The following is a 24007-nucleotide window of genomic DNA, read 5'->3' on the forward strand; positions in this document are numbered from 1 at the left end:
TGCGAATAGCCGATCAGCGTACCTGCCGCTGTTGCAACAGGAGATTACCGAAGCCGCTGCCGGCCAACTGTTTCTGTGCCCCGGCCAGTTGCTCGCGGGTGGCGAAGGGGCCGACAAGCACGCGGTACCAGGTTTCCTCGCGCACGGTGCCGGATTCCACCTGGACATTCTGGCCCAGCAGGATGATCTGCGCGCGCACGCGGTCGGCGTCGTCCTTCTTGCGGAAGGAGCCGGCCTGCAGGAAGAACTGGGTCACCGGCGCCTTGGCCACGGTGGGCGGGGGAGGCGGCGTCTGGCCAGCGAGGGCGGCCTCGGCGCGAGCTGCGTCGATCTTCGCCGCTTCCTCGGGCGTCACCGGCTGGGTGGGCGGCGTCGGCGGCGTGTCCTTGGGCAGGGCGTCCGGCGGCACGATGACCTCGGACTCCGGCAGTAGCGTGTAGAAGTCGTACTTGGGCTTGGCCGGTTCCGGTGTCGCCTGGGTTTGCGGCTGGCCACCCGTTTGCGGGCGCGGCGTCGGCTTGCCGTTCGCCGCCTGCTGCTCGGGCTTGGTGCGGCGGATATCGTCGCGACCCGGCTCGAGCTTCATCAGCATGACCACGAAGCCGCCGATGACCAGGCCCATCACCAGCCAGACCCAGCCCGGCACCGGCTTCTTCGGCGGTGCCTGGTAGCGGCTGGCCCCGCGCTTGGGTGCTGCTTTCTTCTTCGCCATAGTCCGTTACATGCGTTCCAGGGTTTGCAGGCCGAGCAGCTCCAGGCCCTGCTTGAGGGTGCGGCCGGTCAGCGCGGCGAGGCGCAGGCGGCTCTGCTGGGTGGCTTCGTCCTCGGCGGCGAGGATCGGGCAGTTCTCGTAGAAGCTGGAGAACAGGCCGGCAAGGTCGTAGAGGTAGGTGCAGAGGATGTGCGGCACGCCCTTGGCGGCGACGTTGTTGAGGATGTCGGCGAACTGCGCCAGCTTGGCCGCCAGGGCCTGCTCCTGCTCGGCGGCGAGGACGATCTGCCCGCCGATCTCGTCGATGCCCTTGCCCAGCTTGCGGAAGACGCTGGCGGTCCGGGTGTAGGCATAGAGCAGGTAGGGCGCGGTGTTGCCCTCGAAGCTCAGCATCTGCTCGAAGTTGAAGCTGTAGTCGCTGGTGCGGTGCTTGGAGAGGTCGGCGTACTTGACGGCGCCGATGCCGACGGCGCGGGCGATCTGGCGCAGTTCGGTCTCGTCCAGCTCCGGGTTCTTCTCCTTGACCAGGGCATAGGCACGTTCCTCGGCCTCGTCGAGCAGGTCGATCAGCTTGATGGTGCCGCCGTCGCGGGTCTTGAAGGGCTTGCCGTCGGCGCCGTTCATGGTGCCGAAGCCCATGTGCTCCATCTCGAATTCGGGGCGCACGAAGCCGGCCAGGCGCGCGGCGGCGAAGACCATCTGGAAGTGCAGGGCCTGGCGCTGGTCGACGAAGTAGAGGGCGCGGTCGGCCTTGAGCACGCCGCTGCGGTAGCGGGTGGCGGCGAGGTCGGTGGTGGCGTAGAGGTAGCCACCGCCGGCCTTCTGCACGATCAGCGGCAGCGGGTCGCCCTCGGCGTTCTTGAACTCGTCCATGAACACGCACAGCGCGCCGTCGCTTTCGGTGAGCAGGCCTTTGGCGCGCAGGTCGGCGACCACGTTGGGCAGGTCGTCGTTGTAGGCGCTCTCGCCCTTCACGTCGGCCATGGTCAGTTTCACGCCCAGGCGGTCGTAGACGGCCTGGCAGTGGCTGAGGGAGATGTCGTTGAAGCGGTTCCACAGGCGCAGGCATTCGGCATCGCCGGCCTGCAGCTTGACCACCAGTTCTCGGGCGCGGTCGGCGAATTCGCTGGATTCGTCGAAGCGCTTCTTGGCGGCACGGTAGAAGCCTTCCAGGTCCGACAGCTCGGCGTCGCTGTCCACCGGCTGTTCCTGCATGTAGGCCAGCAGCATGCCGAACTGGGTGCCCCAGTCGCCCACGTGGTTCTGGCGGATCACCTCGTCGCCGAGGAACTCCAGGACGCGGGCCACACCGTCACCGATGATGGTGGAGCGCAGGTGGCCGACGTGCATCTCCTTGGCCAGGTTGGGGGCGGAGAGGTCGACCACCACGCGCTGCGCCGGGCCGGCCTTGCGCACGCCGAGGTGGGCGTCGGCCAGGGCGGCGTCCAGGCGCTGGGCCAGGGCCTGGGTGTTCTGGAAGAAGTTGAGGAAGCCGGGGCCGGCGATCTCCACCTTGCTCACCTGGTTGTCCTGGGGCAGGGCGGCGATCAGCTTCTCGGCCAGGTCGCGCGGCTTCAGGCCGGCCGGCTTGGCCAGCATCATGGCGATGTTGCTGGCGAAGTCGCCGTGGGTCTTGTCCTTGGTGTTTTCCACCTGGATGGTGGGAGCCAGGCCTTCGGGCAGCACGCCTTCGCTGGCGAGACGGGTCAGGGCTTGCTGGATCAGCTGGCGAATGGTGTCTTTCATGTTCTGCTCTCGGCCGGTGTGCGGCGGCGCCTGGGCGCTGGTTGAAAACTGGGCATTATCGGCGGGCTGAGCCCGCAGCTTCAAGCGCCAAGCGCCAGGCCGAGTGCCGGAACCCCCTGGTGGAGGCCCTGGCGCGCGACCCGCCGCTAGAAAAGGTCGATCGGGTCGATATCCAGCGACCAGCGCACGGTGCGCCCGCCGGGCAACTGCTCCAGGGCCAGGCTCCAGGGCGTCAGCAGGCGGTGCAGGCTCGCGCGGGCGTTGGCCTGGATCAGCAATTGCGCGCGGTGCTTGCCGGCGCGGCGCTCCATGGGGGCAGGCACCGGGCCGAGCAACTCGATGCCGGACAGACCCTGTTCTGCGAGCAAATGTTCCGCTTCGGCGCAGGCGGCATCGAGAAATTCCTCGGCCTGCCCGGGCTTGTGCGCCTCGGCACGCAGCAGCGCCAGGTGGGCGAAGGGCGGCAGGCCGGCCGCGCGGCGCTCGGAGAGGGCCTGCTCGGCGAAGGCGAAGTAGCCCTCTTCGGTGAGCTGCACCAGCAGCGGGTGGTCGGCGAGGTGGGTCTGGATGATCACCCGGCCCGGCTCTTCCGCCCGGCCGGCGCGGCCCGCCACCTGCACGATGAGCTGGGCCATGCGCTCGCTGGCGCGGAAGTCGGCGGAGAACAGGCCTCCGTCCGCATCGAGGATCGCGACCAGGGTGACGCGGGGGAAGTGGTGCCCCTTGGCGAGCATCTGGGTGCCCACAAGGATGCAGGGTTCACCCTTGTTGATGGTGGCGAAGAGCTTGTTCATGGCGTCCTTGCGCGCGGTGCTGTCGCGATCGATGCGCAGCACGGGGACGTCCGGGAAGAGAATGTTCAGGCGCTCTTCCGCGCGCTCGGTGCCGGCGCCGACGGGGCGCAGGTCGACCTTGGCGCAGTCCGGGCAGGCGCGGGGCTGGCGCTGGGCTTGGCCGCAATGGTGGCAGCGCAGTTCGCCGGAGCGCTGGTGCAGGGTCATGCGCGCGTCGCAGCGCGGGCACTGGCTGATCCAGCCGCAGTCGTGGCACAGCAGGGTCGGGGCGAAGCCGCGGCGATTGAGGAACACCAGCACCTGCTGGCCGGCCTTGAGGGTCTGCTCGATGGCCTGTTGCAGCGGCCCGGAAATGCCGGAGTCGAGCGGGCGGCTCTTGATGTCCAGGCGCAGGAAGCGCGGCTGGCGGGCACCGCCGGCGCGCTGGGTCAGGCGCAGCAGGCCATAGCGGCCGGCGTGGGCGTTCTGCAGGCTTTCCAGCGACGGCGTGGCGGAGCCGAGGAGGATGGGGATGTTCTCCTGCCGCGCCCGCACCAGGGCCAGGTCGCGGGCGTGGTAGCGCAGGCCCTCCTGCTGCTTGTAGGAGGCGTCGTGTTCCTCGTCGATGATGATCAGGCCGGGGTTCTTCATCGGCGTGAACAGCGCGGAACGCGTGCCGATGATGATGTCGGCCTCGCCGTCGCGGGCGGCGAGCCAGGCGTCCAGGCGCTCGCGGTCGTTGACGGCGGAGTGCAGCAGGGCGATGCGGGCGTTGAAGCGCCGGGAGAAGCGTTCGAGCGTCTGCGGGCCGAGGTTGATCTCCGGGATCAGCACCAGGGCCTGCTTGCCGGCGGCGAGGGTTTCGCGGATCAGCTGCAGGTAGACCTCGGTCTTGCCGCTACCGGTGACGCCGGCCAGGAGGAAGGCATTGAACTGGCCGAAGGTCGAGAACACGGCGTCGTAGGCGGCGCGCTGCTCGGCGTTGAGCGGCAACTCGGCCTGCGCCAGCCAGTGCTCGTGGCGCGGCGCGGCCGTTCCGCGGCGGGTCTCGATGTAGACCAGGCCCTTTTCCAGCAGCAGGTCGAGACTGTCCTTGTTCAGCTGCAACTGGCTGAGCAACTGGTGGGCGACGCCATGGGGGTGCTGGGCGAGGGTGGTCAGCGCCTGACGCTGGCGCGGCGCGCGGGCCAGGCGCGGATCGTCGGCGCGAGCCCCTTCGCTTGCGTGCCAGAAACGCTCCTGGCGGGCTTCGGCGGGCTCGCCCTGGCGCAGCAGCACGGGCAGCGCCCAGCTGAGGGTGTCGCCGAGGCTGTGCTGGTAGTACTGGGCGGTCCACAGGCAGAGCTTGAACAGCTCGGCGGGCAGCGGGGGCTTCTGGTCGAGCAGCTCCAGGGCGGGGCGCAGCTTGTCGTCCGGCACCTCGCTGTGCTCGGCCACTTCCACCAGTACGCCGATCACCTCGCGGCGGCCGAAGGGCACGCGCAGGCGCACGCCGGGCTGCAGCTGTCTGGCCGGGACGCCGGCGGGCGCGCGGTAGTCGAACAGGCGGCGCAGGGGCGAGGGCAGGGCAAGGCGCAGGATGGCGTTGGGCACGGGGGTCTCCGATCGGGCGGGGCGATCCTAGCACGGCCGCACGTCGCCGGGCTCGGCGGCCGACTTGCGTGATGGCGCGGCTCTGGTATGATCCTGCGCCTGTTTCCGTGCGGTGCTCGACATAGGGTCGGGTGGCGGCACGCCAGACCTGAGGATCAAGCCATGAAACCGGAAATCCATCCCGAATACGTAGCGATCGAAGCTACCTGCAGCTGCGGTAACGTCATCAAGACCCGCTCCACCCTGGCCAAGAACATCAGCCTCGACGTTTGCTCCGAGTGCCACCCGTTCTACACCGGCAAGCAGAAGGTCCTGGACACCGGCGGCCGTATCGATCGCTTCAAGCAGCGTTTCGGTGTATTCGGCGCCAAGTAAGCGACCGAGTGACCGGGGAGGCTTCGACGAAGCCCTTCCAGCTGTACAGAGAAAGGCGCCCAATGGGCGCCTTTTTCGTTTCTGGCGTTCAGTCCTGGCGCGTCCGGGATGGCGATTGACCGGCTAGCCGGGGCGGCGTAAAAAGCCGCATAGCCCCGCAGGACGCAGTGGTTGCGCGAGCGGTCGCCGAGGTGATCCATGCCCGCTTTGCCGATTCTGCTGTCATGCCTGCTGCTGTCCCTGCTCACCGGCTGTGCCGTCAACCCGGCTACCGGGGAGCGCAATTTCGTGATGATGAGCGAACGCCAGGAGCTCGACCTCGGCAGCCGCTACAACCAGCAGATCCAGAAGGAATTCCCCCGCTACGCCGATGATCGGCTGCAAGCCTATGTGCAGCGGGTGGGCGAGCGCGTGGCGCGGCACAGCCATCGTGCCAACCTCAATTACATCTTCACGGTGGTCGATTCGCCGGACATCAACGCCTTCGCCCTGCCGGGTGGCTACATCTATATACATCGCGGCCTGATGGCCTACCTGAACTCAGAAGCGGAGCTGGCAGCCGTGCTGGCACACGAGGTGGGGCACGTCACGGCTCGGCACAGCGTGCAGCAGCAGAGCCAGTCGCAGGCCTGGAACATACTCGGGCAGGCGGTCGCCATCGGTACCGGCGTCAGTGCGGCGGGCGACCTGACCAATGTGCTGGGTGGCGCGATGGTTCGGGGCTATGGCCGCGACATGGAGCTGCAGGCCGACGGACTCGGCGCACAGTACCTGGCCCGCAGTGGCTATGACCCCCAGGCGATGATCGAGGTGGTCAAGGTGCTGAAGAACCAGGAGGCGTTCGCGCGCGACGAAGCGAAGCGCAAGGGGCAGGAGGTGCCCGAGGCGGGCAGCTATCACGGCGTCTTCGATACCCACCCGGACAACGACACGCGCCTGCAGCAGGTGGTCAGGCCGGCACGCGCCCTGGCTGGTGGGCAGCAGGAGGTCAATCGCGAGGCTTACCTGAAGGCCATCGACGGCATGCCCTTCGGTGATTCGGCCGATACGGGCATCCGCCGCGGGCAGCAGTTCTACCACGTCGGACTGGACTTCACCCTGCGTTACCCCGACGGCTGGGAGCTGGTGAACCGCCCCGAAGTGCTGATCGGCCATCCTCGTGATGAGCAGGCCTTCATCGCCATGCAGCTGGCGGAGCGCACACCGGGGCTGACGCCCTCCGAGTTGCTGCATCAGCGCGCCGGACGCCAGCGCCTGGTGATGGAGGAGACCTTCAGCCAGGACGGCATCATCGGTGTGACGGCGGTGGTCCCCGGCGATTCCGCCCGACGTGTGGCTGTCGTCTTCAAAGGGGATCAGGCGTATCTGTTTATCGCCGGCATGAAGGGCAGGGCATCCCTGGAAACCGAAGATGCCCGGTTCCTTTCCGTCATTTACAGCTTCCGTGCCCTCAAGCCCGAGGAGAGGGCCCTGGCGCAGCCGCCGAGGTTGCATCTGGTCCAGGTGAAGGCTGCGGAAACCGTAGCCGGCATCGTTCGCGCCAGTGGGGCGGCGGGGGATCAGGCGGAGCTGGAAAATCGTATCCGATTGATCAATAATTTGTATCCAATCGGCGAGCCCAAGGCCGGGGATTGGCTTAAAGTCGTACGTTAGAGGGCTTGACGTGGCGTGACTGAACAGTCTTGTAGGCCCCCGGTATCTTGCGTATCCTCGCCCGTCCGTCTGTCACAACAGTAAAAGCGGAATGCCAAAATGTCTGATCTGAAAACTGCCGCTCTCGAGTACCACGCCCAGCCCCGTCCCGGGAAACTCAGCGTCGAGCTGACCAAGCCGACCGCCACCGCCCGCGACCTGTCGCTGGCCTACAGCCCGGGTGTGGCCGAGCCCGTCCGCGAGATCGCCCGCGATCCGGAGCTGGCCTTCAAGTACACCGGCAAGGGCAATCTGGTGGCAGTGATCTCCGATGGCACCGCGATTCTCGGCCTCGGCAACCTCGGCCCGCTGGCCTCCAAGCCGGTCATGGAGGGCAAGGGCGTGCTGTTCAAGCGCTTCGCTGGTGTCGACGTGTTCGACATCGAGGTCGACGCCGAGAGCCCCCAGGCCTTCATCGATACCGTCAAGCGCATCTCCATCACCTTCGGTGGCATCAACCTTGAAGACATCAAGGCGCCCGAGTGCTTCGAGATCGAGCGCACCCTGATCGAACAGTGCGACATCCCGGTTTTCCACGATGACCAGCACGGCACCGCCATCGTGACCGCTGCCGGCATGCTCAACGCCCTGGAAATCGCCGGCAAGAGCCTGCCGGAAGCCAAGATCGTCTGCCTGGGCGCCGGCGCTGCGGCCATCTCCTGCATGAAGCTGCTGGTGAGCATGGGGGCGAAGGTCGAGAACATCTTCATGATCGACCGCAAGGGCGTCATCCATGCTGGTCGCGATGATCTGAACCAGTACAAGGCGGTCTTCGCCCACGAAACCTCCAAGCGCACCCTGTCGGATGCACTGGATGGCGCGGACGTGTTCGTCGGCCTGTCGGGCGCCAACCTGCTGAGCGCCGAAGACCTGAAGCGCATGGCGCCGAACCCGATCGTCTTCGCCTGCTCCAACCCGGACCCGGAAATCCAGCCGGAACTGGCACACGCGACCCGCAATGACGTGATCATGGCCACCGGCCGCTCGGACTATCCGAACCAGGTCAACAACGTGCTGGGCTTCCCCTTCATCTTCCGTGGTGCCCTGGACGTTCGCGCGACCCGCATCAACGAAGATATGAAGATCGCCGCCGCCCTGGCCCTTCGCGACCTGGCCAAGGAGCCGGTGCCCAAGGATGTATGCGATGCATATGGCGTCGCGTCCCTCGAGTTCGGCCGTGAGTACATCATTCCGAAGCCCATGGACAAGCGCCTGATCACCGTGGTTTCCGATGCCGTGGCCAAGGCCGCCATCGAGTCCGGTGTCGCGACGCTGCCCTACCCGAAACACTATCCGCTGAAGTCGGTGGAAGACGTGTTCAACGGCTGATCGGCCTGGTCGATGAAGAACCCGCCTCACGGCGGGTTTTTTATTGGGCGCGATTTCCTTCGGGCAACAAAAAGCCCGCTGTCGAGGCGGGCTTCTTGTTGTCTTCGCGGCGATCAGAACAGATCGATGGGGGCTGCCTCGTCGGCGGGCAGTGGGCTGCCCGGCGCGCTCATGCCTGGATCGAATTCGCTCATGGGCGGCGGCGAATCTTCGCTCTTGAACAGTTCGAAGAAGGCGTTGGGCGTCCCCGGGGCCGCAGCGCGACCGCTGAGCGGGTCGATGCGCAGGGTGAGCAGGCCTTCGGGCTCGGGCAGCACGTGCTCCGGCTTGTCCTTCAGGGCAGCGCTCATGTAGGTCATCCAGATGGGCAGGGCCACGGTGCCGCCGTATTCGTGGCGGCCCAGGCTTTCCGGCTGGTCGAAGCCGACCCAGACGGTGGTCACGTAGTCCGCGTTGTAGCCGGAGAACCAGCTGTCCTTGGATTCGTTGGTGGTGCCGGTCTTGCCGGCTATGTCGCCGCGCCCCATGGCCAGGGCGCGCCGGCCGGTCCCGCGCTTGATCACATCCTGCAGCATGCTGGTGAGGATGTAGGTGGTGCGTGCATCGACGATGCGCTCGGCGACTGCGGGTTCCTGCGGCTCCGCGCCGGGAAGGCGGGTATCCGGCGCGGCGACGGTCTGGGCGACCTGCGTGTCAGGGGCGTCGTTCTTCGGCACGGTCGGCGGGTTGGCGGTGAAGATGACCTTGCCGTCGCGGCTCTCGATGCGTTCGATCAGGTAGGGCTGGATCTTGTAGCCACCGTTGGCGAAGGTGCTCCAGCCGCTGGCGATCTCCATCGGCGTCAGGGTCGCGGTGCCCAGGGCCAGGGACAGGTTGCGCGGCAACTCCTGCTTGTTGAAGCCGAAGCGGCTCATGTAGTTCAGCGCGTACTCGATGCCCACCGCCTGGAGCAGGCGGATCGACACCAGGTTGCGCGACTTGTAAAGCGCTTCGCGCAGGCGGATCGGGCCAAGGAAGGTGTTGTTGTCGTTCTTCGGGCGCCAGACCTTGTCCAGGTATTCGTCGACGAAGACGATCGGGGCGTCGTTCACCAGGCTGGCGGCGGTGAAGCCGTTATCCAGTGCCGCGCTGTAGAGGAACGGCTTGAAGCTGGAGCCCGGCTGGCGCTTGGCCTGGACCGCGCGGTTGTAGTTGCTCTGCTCGAACGAGAAGCCACCGACCAGGGAACGGATCGCGCCGTTCTGCGGGTCCAGGGACACCAGGGCGCTCTGCGCCGCCGGTTGCTGGACGAACAGCAGCGTGCCGTCCGCCTGGCGCTGGACGCGGATCAGGTCGCCGACCTGTGCGACATCGGCGGGCTGCTGGGGGCGCGGACCGAGGCTGTTGGTGTTGAGGAAGGGGCGGGCCCATTTCATGCTGTCCCAGCCCACGGCTTCTTCCTTGCCGCTACGGGTGAGCACCAGGATGCCGCTCTTCTCCACCTGGGTGACGATCGCAGGCTCCAGGCCCCCGATGAACTTCTGCTTGGCCAGCTCCTGGGCCCAGCTCTCGCGGGTCATGCCGGGGAAGCGCGATTCCGGGCCTCGGTAGCCGTGACGCTGGTCGTATTCGATCAGGCCGCTGCGCAGTGCATTGTTGGCTGCTTCCTGCAGGTCGCTCGGTACCGTGGTGGTGACGCGGAAGCCTTCGGTATAGGCATCGCTGCCATAGCGGCCGACCATTTCGGCGCGGGCCATCTCGGCGACGTAGGGAGCGTTCACTTCCGGCGTCGGCACGTGGTAGCTGGCGTCGATCGGCTCGGCTATCGCCTGGTCGTAGCGGGCCTGGTCGATACGGCCGAGCTTGAACATGCGGCCGAGGATCCAGTCGCGACGCTCCTTGCTGCGGGTCGGGTTGACCAGGGGATTGAAGCGCGAAGGTGCCTTGGGCAGGCCGGCGATCATCGCCATCTGCGCCAGGCTGACGTCGCGGATGGACTTGCCGTAGTAGACCTGGGCGGCGGCTTCGATGCCGTAGGCGCGGTTGCCCAGGTAGATCTTGTTCACGTAGAGCTCGAGGATTTCATCCTTGCTGAGCTCCCGCTCGATCTGCAGGGCGAGAAGTATTTCATTGATCTTTCTGGAGAAACTTCTCTCGCTGGTGAGGAAGTAGTTCTTCGCCACCTGCATGGTGATGGTGCTGCCGCCGCTCTGAATATGACCGCTCTTCAATAATTGCGTGGCAGCGCGCACCAGGCTGGTGAGGTCGACGCCATAATGGTTGGCGAAGTTGTCATCCTCGGCAGCCAATAATGCCTGGATGAATTCCGGTGGTATGTCCGCGAAACGAATGGGCGCACGGCGCATTTCGCCGAACTCGGCGATGAGCTTGCCGTCGCTGCTGTACACGCGCAGCGGGATCTGCAGCTGGATGCTGCGCAGGGAATCGACAGAAGGAAGAGTCGGGCTAAGGTAGAGATAAGCGCCGCTGAAACTGAGCAACAGCCCACAAAAAACGGCGACGCAGGACCACCAGAAAAACTTCAGCAGGCGTATCAAGGCTCTTGGATTTCCAGATAAAAGAATGAGTTAAGCGGAAGCAGATCTTAAAAGGGAAAAACTGTTCACATTATATGCGTTTTTTTTCCCGGGTAGCCATTTGCGCTTCTGTCAAGACTGTTATTTAATGTGGAAAAACATAAATCGTCCGTAAGTCTCGGATGCTGATAGGAAATCGGTCGTGCTAGGGCTCTTCAACAAGAAAGCGAATACGCTGCTGGGGATCGACATAAGCTCGACTTCAGTCAAGCTCCTTGAATTGAGTCGCTCGGGAAGCCGCTACAAGGTAGAGGCCTACGCCGTCGAGCCGCTCCCACCGAATGCTGTGGTCGAAAAGAACATCGCCGAACTGGAGGGGGTCGGCCAGGCGTTGTCTCGTGTTCTTGGCAAGGCCAAGGCCAGTTCGAAGTCCGTCGCCGTAGCGGTCGCGGGCTCCGCTGTAATCACCAAGACGATCGAGATGGATGCCGGTCTTTCCGACGATGAGTTGGAGAACCAGCTGAAGATCGAGGCGGACCAGTACATCCCTTATCCGCTCGAAGAAGTCGCGATCGACTTCGAGGTCCAGGGCGCTTCCGCGCGCAACCCTGAGCGGGTCGATGTGCTCCTCGCCGCGTGCCGCAAGGAGAACGTCGAGGTCCGTGAAGCCGCTCTGGCCCTGGCGGGCCTGACCGCCAAGGTCGTCGACGTCGAAGCCTATGCGCTGGAACGTGCCTACGGACTTCTCGCTGCGCAACTGGGCAACGGGAGCGACGAACTGACGGTCGCCGTCGTGGATATCGGGGCGACCATGACGACCCTGAGCGTCCTGCACAACGGCCGGACCATCTACAGCCGCGAGCAGCTTTTCGGCGGACGCCAGCTCACCGAGGAGATCCAGCGCCGCTATGGCCTGTCCGTGGAAGAAGCGGGTCTTGCCAAGAAGCAGGGCGGTCTTCCGGATGACTACGACAGCGAAGTGTTGCAACCGTTCAAGGACGCAGTGGTCCAGCAAGTGTCCCGTTCGCTGCAGTTCTTCTTCGCTGCGGGCCAGTTCAACGATGTCGACTACATCCTCCTGGCGGGTGGCACGGCGTCCATTCCTGATCTGGATCGTTTGATCCAGCAGAAGATCGGCACTCCTACCCAGGTTGCCAACCCCTTCGCGGAGATGGCGCTGAGTGGCAAGGTCAATGCGGGCGCATTGGCCAGTGATGCCCCGGCGCTGATGATTGCCTGCGGACTGGCGATGAGGAGTTTCGACTGATGGCACGCATCAACCTACTCCCCTGGCGGGAGCAGCTGCGCGAGGAACGCAAGCAGCGATTTCTCGTGGCCCTTGCGGGTGTGCTGGTGATTTCGGCTGGCCTGGTTTTCCTCGGCGATCAGTACCTGAACGGCGAGATCGAGAACCAGCAGGCGCGTAACGAGTTCGTGCGCAAGGAAATTGCGGTGCTGGACACTCGGATCAAAGAGATCAGCGAGCTCAAGACGCGTCGCCAGCAACTGCTCGAGCGAATGAAGATCATTCAGGACCTGCAGGGCAACCGCCCCATCATTGGTCGCGTTTTCGACCAGTTGGTGCGCACGTTGCCGGATGGGGTCTTCTTCACGAACGTAGCGATGAAAGGGCAAAGCATCGCCATCGTTGGCGCTGCCGAGTCCAACAACAGGGTTTCCAACCTGATGCGTAATCTCGATGCCTCCGAATGGTTGACCGCTCCGAACCTTACCGAGGTCCGGGCGATTACCGCTGGCGCGGTCGACCAGGCAAATGTCTTCCAGTTGACCGTGCAGCAGACCCAGCCTGCCGCCGACGCAGAAGGAGCCAAGAAATGAGCTTGGCTGATTCGCTCGAAAGTCTACGCAAGGTCGATCTGAACGACCTCGACTTCAACAACGTTGGTTCCTGGCCGGGCGCGGTAAAAGTAATTGCCTGCGTCTTGCTGATCGCAGCTGTCCTTGCGCTGGGTTACAACTTCCATCTCAAGGATCTGGAACTTCAGCTCGATCAGCAGCGCGCCGAAGAAGAAACGCTCAAGCAGCAGTTCACGACAAAGGCTTTCCAGGCGGCCAACCTCGAAGCCTATAAAGATCAAATGAAGGAAATGGAAACTTCCTTTGGTGCCCTTCTTCGGCAGCTGCCCAGTGATACCGAAGTCCCTGGCTTGCTGGAGGACATCACCCGCACTGGTCTTGGAAGCGGGTTGGAGTTCGAGGAGATCAAGCTCCTTCCGGAAGTCGCCCAGCAGTTCTATATCGAGCTGCCGATCCAGATATCGGTGGTGGGGACGTACCACGACCTGGCCACCTTTGTGAGCGGAGTTGCAAGCCTTCCCCGCATCGTGACGCTGCATGATTTCAGCATTGCTCCTGCCAATGCTGGAAGCACCACGCAGTTGCGCATGAGTATCCTGGCGAAGACCTATCGCTACAACGACAAGGGGCTGCAGAAATGATTCGTACCAGCTCCCGTCTGATTCTCAGTGGTCTTCTGCTGGCTAGCCTGTCCGGATGCGGAGGTGGCGGTGATTTCGCCGATCTCCAGGCTTACATGGATGAAGTTCGTGCCCGCCCGAAAGGCACGATCGAACCGCTCCCGAAGTTCCAGCCCTATGAGGCCTTTACATACAGCGCAGCCGCCTTGCGCAGCCCGTTCCAGCCGCCGGTGAAGATCGACCTGGCGAACAAGATCAAGGGCAGCAAGGACGTGCACCCGGATGAGACGCGGGTAAAACAATTCCTTGAAGGGTTCAACATCGAGTCCTTCGAGATGGTTGGCACGCTTTCCAATGAGGGAGGCATGTTCGCTCTGGTTCGAGGCGCTGGAGGGGTGCATCGAATCAGGGTGGGTGATTTCCTTGGGCGCAATGACGGCAAGGTCGTCGCGATAAACGAATCCAAGATCGACGTCGTAGAGATAGTCCCGGATGGCGAGGGTGGCTGGCTCGAGCGCCCGCGCAGTCTCACGCTCAAGGAGCGCTCTTAAGGGCGGGGTGACTTATGAAAAACAAACACCGGTCTGCACAACGGAACCAGATGATGAACAGCTCGCTTTCGCGCTTCGGCCTTACCCTATTGGCCGCCATGTTGTCGCCAGTATTGCTGGCTGCCGACCTGCAGGGTCTCGATGTGGCAGCCTTGCCTGGCGGTAAGGTTGAACTGAAACTTGCCTTCGACGAGCCGGTTGTCGCGCCTCGGGGCTATACCATCGAGCAGCCTGCGCGTATTGCCCTGGACCTGCCCGGGGTAACCAACAAGCTGGGGAGCAAGAATCGTGAGCTGGGTGTGGGCAACGCGCGGAGCGTCACCATAGTCGAGGCCAAGGATCGCACCCGGATGATTATCAACCTGGCGACACTCGTGCCCTACAGCACGCGTGTCGAAGGTAACAATCTCTATGTCGTGGTGGGTGAGGCGGGCGGTGCCACGCAGCAAGCGACCCGTACTTCTCCTGTTGCCGCTCCGGCAGCCCCCGCAGCACCCGTCAAGACTTTTGCTGCGGCAGGCAAGGCCATCAGCAACATTGATTTTCAGCGCGGTGACCAGGGTGAAGGCAATGTTGTAATCACGCTTTCCGATCCCACTGTAAGCCCGGACATTCAGGAACAGGGTGGCAAGATTCGCCTTGATTTCGCCAAGACCCAATTGCCCGAGTCGTTGCGCGTACGCCTGGATGTGAAGGATTTCGCTACGCCGGTTCAGTTCGTCAGCGCAGCGGGCTCTTCAGGTAACGCCAGCATCACCATCGAGCCGACTGGTTTCTACGATTACCTGGCCTATCAAACCGATAACAAGTTGACTGTCAGCATCAAGCCGCTGACGCAAGAAGATGTCGAGAAGCGCAAGTCCGAGCGTTTTGCCTACTCGGGTGAAAAGCTCTCTTTGAACTTCCAGGACATCGATGTGCGTTCGGTGCTTCAGCTGATTGCTGACTTCACCGACCTCAACCTGGTGGCCTCGGACACCGTGCAGGGCAACATCACCCTGCGCCTGCAGAACGTGCCCTGGGACCAGGCGTTGGACCTGGTGCTGAAAACCAAGGGGCTCGACAAGCGCAAGGTTGGCAACGTGCTGCTGGTTGCACCGGCTGACGAAATTGCTGCTCGTGAGCGTCAAGAGCTGGAGTCCCAGAAGCAGATCGCCGAGTTGGCTCCGCTGCGTCGTGAGCTGATCCAGGTGAACTACGCCAAGGCTGCCGATATCGCCAAGCTGTTCCAGTCCGTGACCAGTGGCAACGAGTCGTCGGATGAGCGTGGTTCGATCACTGTGGATGACCGCACCAACAGCATCATCGCCTACCAGACCCAGGACAAGCTGGACGAACTGCGCCGCATCGTGGCCCAGCTCGATATCCCGGTCCGTCAGGTGATGATCGAGGCTCGTATCGTCGAGGCGAACGTCGACTACGACAAATCGCTGGGTGTGAACTGGCGCGGTGCGCGTGTGGGTGACAACAACTTCGTCATCGGCGGGGAAGGTGGCACTCGTACCGGTGGTGGTGGCACCAGCCCCAACGCGGCTCTTGGTACCTTTGTTGATATGGGGGCTACAGGTGCTACTTCCTCCATTGGCATCGGCTTCGTAACCGACAACACCATCCTCGACCTCGAACTCTCCGCCATGGAGAAGACCGGCAACGGCGAGATCGTATCCCAGCCGAAGGTCGTAACTTCGGATAAGGAAACCGCGAAGATCCTTAAGGGCGCCGAGATTCCCTACCAGGAAGCCAGCTCCAGCGGTGCCAGTACCACGTCCTTCAAGGAAGCGGCCCTGTCCCTGGAGGTGACTCCGCAGATCACGCCTGACAACCGCATCATCATGGAAGTCAAGGTGACCAAGGATGCCCCGGACTTCTCCAACGCGTTGAACGGCGTACCGCCGATCAACAAGAACGAGGTCAATGCCAAGGTTCTGGTCAGCGATGGCGAGACCATCGTGATCGGTGGTGTGTTCTCCAACACCCAGACCAAGGCGACTGACAAGGTCCCATTCCTCGGCGACCTGCCGTTCCTCGGCCGCATGTTCAAGCGTGATGTGGTCCAGGACAAGAAATCCGAGCTGCTGGTCTTCCTCACCCCGCGTATCATGAACAACCAGGCTATTGCGGTGAGTCGCTGACATCAGTGCGTAATTTGATCCTCGTTGGCCCGATGGGAGCTGGAAAGAGCACCATCGGGCGTTTGCTTGCCAAAGAACTGCGCCTGCCCTTCAAGGATTCCGACAAGGAAATCGAGCAGCGGACGGGTGCGGACATCCCCTGGATATTCGATGTCGAAGGCGAGCAGGGTTTTCGTGATCGCGAGCAGTCGATGCTTCAGGAGCTCTGCCTCGCCGATGGCGTCGTGGTTGCGACGGGGGGCGGAGCTGTCTTGCGGCCTGCCAACCGCGAAGCGCTCAGGGGGGGAGGCCGGGTCGTCTATCTGCACACCTCGGTTGAGCAGCAGATCGACCGCACCTCCCGCGACCGAAACCGGCCGTTGCTGCGCACCGCTGATCCGGGGCGTGTACTGCGTGACCTCATGGCCATCCGCGACCCCCTTTACCGTGAGATCGCCGACATCATCATCGAGACCGATGAGCGGCCTCCGCGTCTGGTGGTCCAGGAAATCCTCGAACGATTGCAGGCGCTGCCACCCCGTTAAAGCAGGGACCGAACTGCGCTATCCTAGTGCCCTTTTCATAGTGGGGGCCCCATGCGGACACTTCAGGTCGATCTTGGCGAGCGTAGTTATCCCATCCATATCGGCGCTGGCCTGCTGACGCAGGTCGAGCTTTTCGCGCCCCATATCGCCGGCAAGCAGGTGGCCATCGTCACCAACGAGACCGTCGCCCCTCTCTATCTTGAACAGCTGACCCGCACGCTTTCCGCCTACAAGGTGCAGCCGATCGTCCTGCCCGACGGCGAAGCCTTCAAGAACTGGGAAACCCTGCAACTGATCTTCGACGGCCTGCTCACCGCCCGTCACGATCGCCGCACCACCGTCATCGCCCTGGGCGGCGGCGTGATCGGTGACATGGCCGGCTTCGCGGCGGCCTGCTACCAGCGTGGTGTCGATTTCATCCAGGTGCCCACCACCCTGCTGTCCCAGGTGGACTCCTCCGTGGGTGGCAAGACCGGCATCAACCACCCGCTGGGCAAGAACATGGTCGGCGCCTTCTACCAGCCCCGGGCCGTGATCATCGATACTGCGACGCTGCGCACGCTTGCGCCGCGCGAGCTCTCCGCCGGCCTCGCCGAAGTGATCAAATACGGCCTGATCTGCGACGAGCCCTTCCTGCCCTGGCTTGAAGAGCATATGGCCGCCCTGCGCAGCCTCGAACAGGAGCCCCTGACCGAAGCCATCGAGCGCTCCTGTGCGGCGAAAGCCCGGGTCGTCGGGGCCGACGAGCGCGAGTCCGGCGTACGCGCCACTCTCAACCTCGGCCACACCTTCGGCCATGCCATCGAGACCCACATGGGCTATGGCGTCTGGTTGCATGGCGAGGCGGTTTCCGCCGGCACCGTCATGGCACTGGAGATGTCCCGGCGCCTGGGCTGGATCAACGAAGAGGAGCGTGATCGTTCGATCCGCCTGCTGCGCGATGCCGGCTTGCCCATCGTGCCGCCGGAGGAGATGACGCCCGAGCAGTTCCTCGAACACATGGCAGTGGACAAGAAGGTCCTCGACGGACAGCTGCGCCTGGTGCTGTTGCGCGCGATCGGCGAGGCCGTTGTCACTGCGGATTACCCGCGAAATATTCTGGACGACACCCTGAGCGCGGACTATCGCGCCCTGGCTGACCAGCTTGGAGAGTAAAAAGAGTCCCATGACCAGCCTGCACGCCGACGAGGCCTTCCTGGCCCACTACCAGTTCACCCACGACCCCTTCGCCGCGCGGGTACCCGGCTTCAAGTTCTATCCCGCCCAGCGCAAGCCGGTGCTTGGGCAGTTGCACCACCTGGCCCGCTACAGCCAGCTGCTGCTGGTGGTGACCGGTCCCCAGGGCAGCGGCAAGACGCTGCTGCGCCAGGCGCTGGTCGCCAGCACCAACAAGCAGGCGGTGCAAAGCGTGGTGGTTTCCGCGCGCGGCGCGGCCGAGGCGGGTGGTCTGATGCGCCTGGTCGCCCAGGCGCTGGGCGTTGCCCAGAGTGACGCGCGCTCGGTCCTCGCCCAGGTCGGCCAGCTCGCGCTGACCGGCCAGGAGGTCTACCTGCTGGTGGACGATGCCGAAGACCTCGACGACGCCGGCCTCGACAACCTGCTGACCCTGGCCGCTGGCAACAGCGAGGCGCGCCCGCATGTCTTCCTCTTCGCCGACTCCAACCTGCTGCCGCGCCTGGAACTGCTCGCCGATGGCGAAGAACGTTTCCACGCCATTGAACTTCTGCCCTACAGCGAGGACGAAACCCGCGAATATCTGGCGCAGCGGCTCGAAGGCGCCGGACAGGGGATTGAGCTGCTGACCGAGGAGCAGATCGAGGACATCCATCTGCAATCCGGTGGTTGGCCCGGCGGCATCAATCAGTCCGCTCGTGAACTGTTGGTCGAGGCCATGCTCGCCGAGCGGGGGGCCTCGCGCAAAGGAGGGTTCAGCTTGAATCTACCGAAGAAGCACCTGCTGGCACTGGGGGTCGTCGCCATTGGCGTCGTCGCGGCCCTGTTGATGCAGAACCGTTCGGACAGCCCGGCTTCCACGCAGCCCACGACCGCACAGCTGCCCATGGGCCAGCAGCCGACGCCTGCCGGTGAAGCGCCCGCTGGCCAGCCCCAGGCACCGGCGGAAGCACCCGCGGTGGAATTCGCCGGCTCCTCGCAGCCCCTGCCGCTGCCCCTGGTGGGCGAAGCCCAGCCGGTGATCCGCGAGCCGCTGGCGCAGGCGGCAGGCCAGGACGATCTCGATGATGGTGGTGCCCAGCCTGGCTCCCAGGCGGCCATTCCGCCGACCGTCACCACCGTCGCACCGCCTGTGGGCGCTGTCGCCGGCACCGCTCCGGCCGTGCCGCCCGCTCCGGTGATCACCCAGCAGCCGGCGGTCAAGCCGATCCAGCCGATCGCCACTGCGCCGACTTCCGCCGCGTCCGCCCCGGCTGCCGTGCCCACGGCGCCCGCCAAGCCCGCCGTTGCGGCCACGACTCCGGCCAAGCCGGCCGAGAAGCCTGCTGCCAAGCCCGCTGCCGCACCGGCCGTGGCCGCTGCCGGCACTGCGTCCGCCGGTGCCGGTGATGGCTGGTATCGCTCCCAGGCCGGCGGTCATTACGCCGTGCAGATCCTCGGGACCAGCTCCGAAGGCAGTGCCAAGGCATTCGTCCAGCAGAACGGCGGCGAGTACCGCTACTTCAAGAAAGTCCACCAGGGCAAGCCGCTGTACGTCGTCACCTATGGCAATTTCCCCAGCCGCAATGCCGCCCAGGCCGCGATCAAGGGGCTCCCCGCCAAGGTCCAGGCCGGCAAGCCCTGGCCCAAGAGCTTCGCCAGCATCCAGCAGGAAATCGCCCGCTGACAGCGGGCGCCATCTCCCTCCCGCCTCCGTGACCGGAGGGTCGTTAGCACGACCTTTCGGTCTAATCCTTCGGTTTGGCGACATAAACTTTCACTTAATCGTCGCGAAGATTTGTGACGGACCAAGTGGATATGTACAATGACCTCCCTTTTGCCTGCGCAAAGCTGGCGCCTAGTCCTGCGCGTGTGGTAAGTGGTTGAACTACAAAGCAATTTTGCCTTTTTACCAAGGCAGTTCCTGGTGAGAGTTCCCTATGAAAGCAGGTCTGTACCATCCTGATGAGTTCAAGGATAACTGCGGTTTCGGCTTGATCGCCCACATGCAAGGCGAGGCAAGCCACCATCTTCTGCAAACCGCTATTGAAGCACTGACCTGCATGACCCACCGCGGCGGCATCAACGCCGACGGCAAGACCGGCGACGGTTGTGGCCTGCTGATCCAGAAACCCGACCTGTTCCTGCGCGCCACGGCCAAGGCCGAGTTCGCGGTCGACCTGCCCACCCAGTACGCCGTGGGCATGGTCTTCCTGAACCAGGACCAGGCTCGTGCCGACGCCGCCCGCGCCAACATGAACCGCGAGATCGAAGCCGCCGGCCTGCAGCTGATCGGCTGGCGCAAGGTGCCGATCGATACCAGCGTCCTCGGCCGCCTGGCCCTCGAGCGCCTGCCGCAGATCGAGCAGGTGTTCATCGGTGGCGAAGGCCTCTCCGACCAGGAGATGGCCATCAAGCTGTTCAGCGCCCGTCGTCGTTCCTCGGTGGCCAACGCCGATGACAGCGAGCACTACATCTGCAGCCTCTCGCACAAGACCATCATCTACAAAGGCCTGATGATGCCGGCCGACCTGCAGCAGTTCTACCCGGACCTGGGTGACGAGCGCCTGCAGACCGCCATCTGCGTCTTCCACCAGCGCTTCTCCACCAACACCCTGCCGAAGTGGCCGCTGGCGCAGCCCTTCCGCTTCCTCGCCCACAACGGCGAGATCAACACCATCACCGGCAACCGCAACTGGGCCCTGGCCCGTCGCACCAAGTTCGCCAACGACCAGCTGCCCGACATCGACGAGCTCGGCCCGCTGGTCAACCGCGTCGGTTCCGACTCCTCCAGCATGGACAACATGCTCGAGCTGATGGTCACCGGCGGCATCGACCTGTTCCGCGGCCTGCGCATGATCATTCCGCCGGCCTGGCAGAACGTCGAGACCATGGACGCCGACCTGCGCGCCTTCTACGAATACAACTCCATGCACATGGAACCCTGGGACGGCCCCGCCGGCGTCGTGCTGACCGACGGCCGTCACGCCGTCTGCCTGCTCGACCGCAACGGCCTGCGCCCGGCCCGCTGGGTCACCACCAAGAACGGCTACATCACCCTGGCCTCCGAGATCGGCGTCTGGGACTACAAGCCCGAGGACGTCATCGCCAAGGGCCGTGTCGGCCCCGGCCAGATCCTCGCCGTGGACACCGAGACCGGCCAGGTCCTCACCACCGACGACATCGACAACCGCCTCAAGTCGCGCCACCCCTACAAGCAGTGGCTGCGCCAGAGCGCCGTGCGCATCCAGGCCAAGCTCGACGACGACCACGGCGTGGCCAGCTACGACAGCGACCAGCTCAAGCAGTACATGAAGATGTTCCAGGTCACCTTCGAGGAGCGTGACCAGGTGCTGCGCCCGCTGGGCGAGCAGGGCCAGGAAGCCGTCGGCTCCATGGGCGACGACACTCCCATGGCCGTGCTCTCGCGTCGCGTGCGTTCCACCTACGACTACTTCCGCCAGCAATTCGCGCAGGTCACCAACCCGCCGATCGACCCGCTGCGCGAAGCCATCGTCATGTCCCTGGAAATCTGCCTGGGCGCCGAGCGCAACATCTTCTCCGAGTCCCGCGAGCACGCCACCCGCGTGATCCTCAGCAGCCCGGTGATCTCCCCGGCCAAGTGGCGTGCGCTGATGAGCCTCGACCGCGAAGGCTTCGAGCGCCAGGTGATCGACCTCAACTACGACGAGTCCATCGGCCTCGAGGCCGCCGTACGCAACATCGCCGACCAGGCCGAGGAAGCCGTGCGCTCGGGCAAGGTGCTGCTGGTCCTCAGCGACCGCCACATCGGCCCCGGCAAGCTGCCGGCCCACGCGTCCCTGGCCGTCGGCGCCGTGCACCACCGCCTGACCGAGCAGGGCCTGCGTTGCGACTGCAACATCCTGGTCGAGACCGCCACCGCGCGTGACCCGCACCACTTCGCCGTCCTGGTCGGCTTCGGCGCCTCCGCCGTGTACCCGTACCTGGCCTACGAAGTGCTGGCCGACCTGATCCGTACCGGCGAAGTGCTGGGCGATCTCTACGAAGTCTTCAAGCACTACCGCAAGGGCATCTCCAAGGGCCTGCTGAAGATCCTCTCGAAGATGGGCATCTCCACCATCGCCTCCTACCGCGGCGCGCAGCTGTTCGAAGCCGTGGGCCTCTCCGAGGAAGTGGTCGAGCTCAGCTTCAAGGGCGTCGCCAGCCGCATCAAGGGTGCGCGTTTCGTCGACATCGAGGCCGAGCAGAAGCTGCTCGCCTTCGAAGCCTGGAACAACCGCAAGCCGATCCAGCAGGGCGGCCTGCTCAAGTTCGTCTACGGCGGCGAGTACCACGCCTACAACCCCGATGTGGTCAACACCCTGCAGGCCGCCGTGCAGCAGAGCGACTACGCCAAGTACAAGGAATACGCCGCGCTGGTGGACAACCGTCCGGTGTCGATGCTGCGCGACCTGCTCAAGGTCAAGCTCGCCGACCAGCCGCTGTCGCTCGACCAGGTCGAGCCGCTGGACGCCATCTTCAAGCGCTTCGACGCGGCCGGCATCTCCCTCGGCGCCCTGTCTCCGGAGGCCCACGAGGCCCTCGCCGAAGCCATGAACCGCCTCGGCGGCCGCTCCAACTCCGGTGAGGGCGGTGAAGACCCGGCGCGCTACGGCACCGTGCGCAGCTCCAAGATCAAGCAGGTCGCCACCGGCCGCTTCGGCGTCACCCCCGAGTACCTGGTCAACGCCGAAGTGCTGCAGATCAAGGTCGCCCAGGGCGCCAAGCCCGGCGAAGGCGGCCAACTGCCCGGCGGCAAGGTCAACGGCCTGATCGCCAAGCTGCGCTATGCGGTCCCCGGCGTGACCCTGATCTCGCCGCCGCCGCACCACGACATCTACTCCATCGAAGACCTGTCGCAGCTGATCTTCGACCTCAAGCAGGTCAACCCCAAGGCGCTGGTCTCGGTGAAGCTGGTGGCGGAAGCCGGTGTCGGCACCATCGCCGCCGGCGTGGCCAAGGCCTATGCCGACCTGATCACCATCTCCGGCTATGACGGCGGCACCGGCGCCTCGCCGCTGACCTCCATCAAGTACGCCGGCAGCCCCTGGGAGCTCGGCCTCGCCGAGACCCACCAGACCCTGCGCGGCAACGACCTGCGCGGCAAGGTCCGGGTGCAGACCGACGGCGGCCTGAAGACCGGCCTCGACGTGATCAAGGCCGCCATCCTCGGCGCCGAGAGCTTCGGCTTCGGCACCGGCCCGATGGTCGCCCTGGGCTGCAAGTACCTGCGCATCTGCCACCTGAACAACTGCGCCACCGGCGTGGCCACCCAGAACGACAAGCTGCGCAAGGACCACTTCATCGGCACCGTCGAAATGGTGATGAACTACTTCACCTACGTCGCCGAAGACACCCGCGAGTGGCTGGCCAAGCTCGGCGTGCCGAGCCTGGGCGAGCTGATCGGCCGCACCGACCTGCTGGAAATGCTCCCCGGCGAGACCGAGAAGCAGGGCCACCTGGACCTGTCCCCGCTGCTGGGCAGCGACAAGGTCCCGGCCGACAAGCCGCAGTTCTGCGAAGTCGAGAAGAACCCGCCGTTCGACCAGGGCCTGCTGGCCGAGAAGATGGTCGAACTGGCCAAGGCCGCCATCGACGCCAAGAGCGGCGCCGAGTTCGCCCTCGACATCTGCAACTGCGACCGCTCCATCGGTGCCCGTGTCTCCGGCGAGATCGCCCGTGTGCACGGCAACCAGGGCATGGCCAAGGCGCCTATCACCTTCCGCTTCAAGGGCACCGCGGGCCAGAGCTTCGGCGTGTGGAACGCCGGCGGCCTGAACCTGTACCTCGAAGGCGACGCCAACGACTACGTCGGCAAGGGCATGACCGGCGGCAAGCTGGTCATCACCCCGCCCAAGGGCAGCCCGTTCAAGACTCAGGAGTCGGCCATCATCGGCAACACCTGCCTGTACGGCGCCACCGGCGGCAAGCTGTTCGCCGCAGGCACCGCGGGCGAGCGTTTCGCCGTGCGCAACTCCGGCGCCCACACGGTCGTGGAAGGCACCGGCGACCACTGCTGCGAATACATGACCGGCGGCTTCGTCTGCGTCCTCGGCAAGACCGGCTACAACTTCGGCTCGGGCATGACCGGCGGCTTCGCCTACGTGCTCGACCTGGACAACAGCTTCGTCGACCGGGTGAACCACGAACTGGTGGAGATCCAGCGCATCAGCAACGAGGCGATGGAGGCCTACCGCAGCCATCTGCACAGCGTGCTGGCCGAGTACGTCAAGGAAACCGAAAGCGAGTGGGGCGCCCACCTGCTGGAGAACCTGGACGACTACCTGCGCAAGTTCTGGCTGGTCAAGCCGAAGGCCGCGAATCTCGCCTCGCTGCTCTCCAGCACCCGAGCCAACCCGCAATAACAAACGCCCAGCCCGGCAGGCCCATCGGCCTGCCGGGTACCGTGATGAGTCTTGCAGCTTGCAGCTTGTAGCTTGCCGCTGCTGTTAA

Annotated in this window: 16 protein-coding genes; 12 read left to right on the forward strand and 4 right to left on the reverse strand. The window is 64.6% G+C overall.

Features of this window, described 5'->3' with window-relative positions:
• Positions 1-13 precede the first annotated feature (13 nt).
• The 3 genes from WFQ67_RS16250 to WFQ67_RS16260 form a co-directional block, all read right to left on the reverse strand.
• Positions 14-712 (reverse strand): SPOR domain-containing protein, encoded by a 699-nt coding sequence (locus WFQ67_RS16250; protein ID WP_337057499.1) that lies wholly within the window; start codon positions 710-712, stop codon positions 14-16.
• Positions 713-718: 6 nt separating this feature from the next.
• Positions 719-2458: an arginine--tRNA ligase gene (gene argS / locus WFQ67_RS16255; protein ID WP_337057500.1), complete on the reverse strand. Its 1740-nt coding sequence runs from the start codon at positions 2456-2458 to the stop codon at positions 719-721.
• A 146-nt stretch (positions 2459-2604) separates the two neighbouring features.
• Positions 2605-4824, reverse strand: a complete 2220-nt coding sequence (locus tag WFQ67_RS16260; protein ID WP_337057501.1) for a primosomal protein N' — start codon at positions 4822-4824, stop codon at positions 2605-2607.
• Positions 4825-4986: 162 nt separating this feature from the next.
• On the opposite strand from WFQ67_RS16260, the gene rpmE reads away from it, so the two are divergent.
• The 3 genes from rpmE (at position 4987) to WFQ67_RS16275 (ending at position 8220) form a co-directional block, all read left to right on the forward strand.
• On the forward strand, positions 4987-5199 hold the full coding sequence (gene rpmE / locus WFQ67_RS16265) for a 50S ribosomal protein L31 (protein ID WP_111262825.1): 213 nt from the start codon (positions 4987-4989) through the stop codon (positions 5197-5199).
• 198 nt (positions 5200-5397) lie between these two features.
• Positions 5398-6852 (forward strand): M48 family metalloprotease, encoded by a 1455-nt coding sequence (locus tag WFQ67_RS16270; protein ID WP_337057503.1) that lies wholly within the window; start codon positions 5398-5400, stop codon positions 6850-6852.
• 99 nt (positions 6853-6951) lie between these two features.
• On the forward strand, positions 6952-8220 hold the full coding sequence (locus tag WFQ67_RS16275) for a malic enzyme-like NAD(P)-binding protein (protein ID WP_337057504.1): 1269 nt from the start codon (positions 6952-6954) through the stop codon (positions 8218-8220).
• A 113-nt stretch (positions 8221-8333) separates the two neighbouring features.
• Here the strand turns inward: WFQ67_RS16275 and WFQ67_RS16280 are convergent, their stop codons facing one another.
• Complete coding sequence (locus WFQ67_RS16280) at positions 8334-10754, reverse strand: penicillin-binding protein 1A (protein ID WP_337057614.1); 2421 nt, start codon at positions 10752-10754, stop codon at positions 8334-8336.
• Between the two features lie 184 nt (positions 10755-10938).
• On the opposite strand from WFQ67_RS16280, the gene WFQ67_RS16285 reads away from it, so the two are divergent.
• From WFQ67_RS16285 to gltB, 9 genes are all read left to right on the forward strand, one after another.
• A complete protein-coding gene (locus WFQ67_RS16285; protein ID WP_173171164.1) occupies positions 10939-12003 on the forward strand; it encodes a pilus assembly protein PilM in 1065 nt (354 codons plus the stop codon).
• Complete coding sequence (locus WFQ67_RS16290; protein WP_173171166.1) at positions 12003-12575, forward strand: PilN domain-containing protein; 573 nt, start codon at positions 12003-12005, stop codon at positions 12573-12575. Before WFQ67_RS16285 ends, WFQ67_RS16290 begins: the two co-directional genes overlap by 1 nt.
• Positions 12572-13195 (forward strand): type 4a pilus biogenesis protein PilO, encoded by a 624-nt coding sequence (gene pilO / locus WFQ67_RS16295; RefSeq protein ID WP_337057506.1) that lies wholly within the window; start codon positions 12572-12574, stop codon positions 13193-13195. The genes WFQ67_RS16290 and pilO overlap by 4 nt, the downstream gene beginning before the upstream one ends.
• A complete protein-coding gene (pilP, locus tag WFQ67_RS16300; protein ID WP_173171170.1) occupies positions 13192-13725 on the forward strand; it encodes a type 4a pilus biogenesis lipoprotein PilP in 534 nt (177 codons plus the stop codon). Before pilO ends, pilP begins: the two co-directional genes overlap by 4 nt.
• Before the next feature lie 53 nt (positions 13726-13778).
• Positions 13779-15857, forward strand: coding sequence for a type IV pilus secretin PilQ (gene pilQ / locus WFQ67_RS16305; RefSeq protein ID WP_173171172.1), 2079 nt, complete (start codon positions 13779-13781; stop codon positions 15855-15857).
• Positions 15858-15862: 5 nt separating this feature from the next.
• Positions 15863-16381 (forward strand): shikimate kinase AroK, encoded by a 519-nt coding sequence (gene aroK / locus WFQ67_RS16310; RefSeq protein ID WP_173171174.1) that lies wholly within the window; start codon positions 15863-15865, stop codon positions 16379-16381.
• 51 nt (positions 16382-16432) lie between these two features.
• The gene (gene aroB / locus WFQ67_RS16315; protein ID WP_263151512.1) at positions 16433-17536 is read left to right on the forward strand and encodes a 3-dehydroquinate synthase; all 1104 of its coding nucleotides are present in this window, start codon (positions 16433-16435) and stop codon (positions 17534-17536) included.
• Between the two features lie 10 nt (positions 17537-17546).
• Positions 17547-19220: an AAA family ATPase gene (locus WFQ67_RS16320; protein ID WP_337057512.1), complete on the forward strand. Its 1674-nt coding sequence runs from the start codon at positions 17547-17549 to the stop codon at positions 19218-19220.
• 253 nt (positions 19221-19473) lie between these two features.
• Complete coding sequence (gene gltB, locus WFQ67_RS16325) at positions 19474-23919, forward strand: glutamate synthase large subunit (RefSeq protein WP_337057514.1); 4446 nt, start codon at positions 19474-19476, stop codon at positions 23917-23919.
• Positions 23920-24007: the final 88 nt, after the last annotated feature.

Origin of the sequence: Pseudomonas sp. USHLN015 (assembly GCF_037153275.1) — a bacterium.
In the GTDB taxonomy this organism is placed as follows: Bacteria; Pseudomonadota; Gammaproteobacteria; order Pseudomonadales; family Pseudomonadaceae; genus Metapseudomonas; species Metapseudomonas tohonis.

What these genes read in the sequence shown, in the direction of transcription:
- aroB (WP_263151512.1), top strand. Translation starts at nt 16,433, where the DNA reads ATGCGGACACTTCAGGTCGATCTTGGCGAGCGTAGTTATCCCATCCAT.
- WFQ67_RS16270 (WP_337057503.1), top strand. Translation starts at nt 5,398, where the DNA reads ATGCCCGCTTTGCCGATTCTGCTGTCATGCCTGCTGCTGTCCCTGCTC.
- gltB (WP_337057514.1), top strand. Translation starts at nt 19,474, where the DNA reads ATGAAAGCAGGTCTGTACCATCCTGATGAGTTCAAGGATAACTGCGGT.
- rpmE (WP_111262825.1), top strand. Translation starts at nt 4,987, where the DNA reads ATGAAACCGGAAATCCATCCCGAATACGTAGCGATCGAAGCTACCTGC.
- pilP (WP_173171170.1), top strand. Translation starts at nt 13,192, where the DNA reads ATGATTCGTACCAGCTCCCGTCTGATTCTCAGTGGTCTTCTGCTGGCT.
- WFQ67_RS16250 (WP_337057499.1), bottom strand. Translation starts at nt 712, where the DNA reads ATGGCGAAGAAGAAAGCAGCACCCAAGCGCGGGGCCAGCCGCTACCAG.
- WFQ67_RS16275 (WP_337057504.1), top strand. Translation starts at nt 6,952, where the DNA reads ATGTCTGATCTGAAAACTGCCGCTCTCGAGTACCACGCCCAGCCCCGT.
- argS (WP_337057500.1), bottom strand. Translation starts at nt 2,458, where the DNA reads ATGAAAGACACCATTCGCCAGCTGATCCAGCAAGCCCTGACCCGTCTC.
- pilQ (WP_173171172.1), top strand. Translation starts at nt 13,779, where the DNA reads ATGAACAGCTCGCTTTCGCGCTTCGGCCTTACCCTATTGGCCGCCATG.
- pilO (WP_337057506.1), top strand. Translation starts at nt 12,572, where the DNA reads ATGAGCTTGGCTGATTCGCTCGAAAGTCTACGCAAGGTCGATCTGAAC.
- WFQ67_RS16290 (WP_173171166.1), top strand. Translation starts at nt 12,003, where the DNA reads ATGGCACGCATCAACCTACTCCCCTGGCGGGAGCAGCTGCGCGAGGAA.
- WFQ67_RS16320 (WP_337057512.1), top strand. Translation starts at nt 17,547, where the DNA reads ATGACCAGCCTGCACGCCGACGAGGCCTTCCTGGCCCACTACCAGTTC.